We start from the raw sequence: 2,135 nt of genomic DNA on the forward strand, positions 1-2,135 counted from the left end.
CGGCCCAGGACGGCCAGGAGCGTCTGGCGCGCCTGCGCCGGAACATGTCCGCGTTCCAGAAGGGTACGGACCGCGGACGGCGCGAAGGCAAGCAGCAGACCAACGACACCGACAAGGACGCGTAACCGTGACGAGTACTCCCGAAAGCGCCCAGCGTGACAGTGGAAGCGGCGCGGGCAAGAAGGACATCGACTGGCTGCTGGACGAGCTGCTCGACCGCGCGGTGGGCTCCCGCCACGCGATCGTGCTCTCCGCCGACGGGCTGCTGATCGGCCGCTCCCGCGAGCTGGTCAAGGAGGACGCCGAGCACCTGTCCGCGGTGGCGTCCGCGTTCCAGAGCCTGGCCCGGGGCACCGGCCGACACTTCGGCGGGGGCGAGGTGCTCCAGACCGTCGTGGAGATGGAGAGCGCGTACCTGTTCGTCACCGGTGCCGGCCGGGGGGCGTGCCTGGCGGTCCTGGCCGAGGAGAGCGCCGACGTCGGCCTCATCGCCTACGAGATGAACGTGCTGGTCGAGCAGGTGGGCCGTTATCTGGACGCCGCGCCCAGACGCGAGGGCGCTTCAGGGGAAGCCACGCGATAGGGGACGCCATGCAAGCGCACAACGAGTTGCCGCCCGAGGAGGATCCGCACGGCCTGCCCCAGAGGGACGCGGTCGGCGGGTTCGACGAGGGCGCGGCGGTCGGACAGCAGGACGCCGGACCGCTGGTACGGCCGTACGTGATCGCGCAGGGCCGCGAGCACGCCGACACCGTGCAGCTGGACATGATCAGCGTCGTGATCGCGGCCAAGCGGGCCGAGGTCGACGAGATGGCGCTGGAGCCCGAGCAGATACGCATCCTGGAGCTGTGCCGACGGCCCCAGTCGGTCGCCGAGGTGTCCGCGCACCTGGACATCCCGGTGGCCGTGGTCAAGGTCCTGCTCAGCGACCTGCTCAACCGCGGCCTCGCCTTGGCCCGCGCCCCCTACACAGCGAAGAGCCCGGTCAGCCGGGACGTACTCCAGGCGGTTCTCGATGGCATCCAGCGACTCTGACGACACGCAGGCGCCCGTTCCGGCGGCGCTCAAGATCCTCGTGGCGGGGGGTTTCGGGGCCGGTAAGACCACGATGGTCGGATCGGTCAGCGAGATCGCGCCGCTGAGCACCGAGGAGGTGATGACCGAGGCCAGCTACGGGATCGACGACCTGTCGGGCGTGGAGGCCAAGACGACCACGACCGTGGCGCTGGACTTCGGCCGCATCACCATCAACGACCACCTGGTGCTGTACCTGTTCGGGACCCCGGGTCAGGAGCGGTTCTGGTTCATGTGGGAGGAGCTGTCCGAGGGGGCGCTGGGCGCGGTGGTCATCGCCGACACCCGCCGCCTGGAGACGTGCTTCGCCGCGGTGGACTTCTTCGAGCGGCGCGGCGTGCCGTTCGTGGTGGCGGTGAACTGCTTCGAGGGCGCCCACCGGTACGAGCCCGAGGAGGTCCGCACCGCGCTGAGCCTGGACCCCGCGATCCCGGTCGTGCTGTGCGACGCGCGTGAGCGCGAGTCGGCCAAGGCGGTGCTGGTGACGCTGGTGAACCGGGTGGCCGAGCGGATGGCCGCCTGAGTCCGCTCCACCGAAGGGGCGGGGGCCGGTCCCCCGCCCCTTTCGCGTGGCCCGCCGGGGACGGACTTCGGGGTTTCGGACGCCCTGCCGGGTTTGCGGACACGTTCGTCCCCCCGGAACCGGTGTACACAAGGGGCTTCCAGGTAAAGTGCGCCCCGTGGAGCGCCGCGGGCGCGCCACACCCGCAGACCATGGCCCCGTCCGAGCGGGCCCGCACGAAGGTGACTGGAGTTGCCCATGAAGCGGTTCGAGTGGCGCGACCGGATCCATGCCCTGGACGCCGAGGACGACTGTGAGCAGATCGTGCGCATCCTCGGCAGCCACGAGTTCCCGTGGGACATCGAACAGGCCCTGGGCCTGGCCCTGTACCGCACCTACGCCGTGCCCAGCATCGGCGAGCTGCTGGCGCACACGCGCGAGTTCACCGAGCGCACGCAGCACCGCTACGACGACACGGCGCTGATCCTCAACGACATCATGGAGCACGGATTCGGTCCGGGCCGCGGCCGCGACGCGCTGCGCCGGATGAACCAGATGC

The 2,135-nt window shown here is 70.5% G+C and carries 3 protein-coding genes and 1 pseudogene; all 4 read left to right on the forward strand.

Annotated elements, in window-relative coordinates:
- The first annotated feature begins 127 nt into the window (after window positions 1–127).
- A complete protein-coding gene (locus DQW06_RS24095) occupies window positions 128–583 on the forward strand; it encodes a roadblock/LC7 domain-containing protein (protein WP_013151333.1) in 456 nt (151 codons plus the stop codon).
- Between the two features lie 8 nt (window positions 584–591).
- Window positions 592–1,035, forward strand: a complete 444-nt coding sequence (locus tag DQW06_RS24100) for a DUF742 domain-containing protein (RefSeq protein ID WP_013151332.1) — start codon at window positions 592–594, stop codon at window positions 1,033–1,035.
- A complete protein-coding gene (locus tag DQW06_RS24105; RefSeq protein ID WP_013151331.1) occupies window positions 1,016–1,597 on the forward strand; it encodes an ATP/GTP-binding protein in 582 nt (193 codons plus the stop codon). The genes DQW06_RS24100 and DQW06_RS24105 overlap by 20 nt, the downstream gene beginning before the upstream one ends.
- Before the next feature lie 237 nt (window positions 1,598–1,834).
- Window positions 1,835–2,135 (forward strand): annotated as a pseudogene (locus tag DQW06_RS24110) (DUF2236 domain-containing protein); the annotation flags it as partial.

The organism is Nocardiopsis sp. TNDT3 (assembly GCF_003427465.1).
Taxonomy (GTDB): Bacteria; Actinomycetota; Actinomycetes; order Streptosporangiales; family Streptosporangiaceae; genus Nocardiopsis; species Nocardiopsis dassonvillei.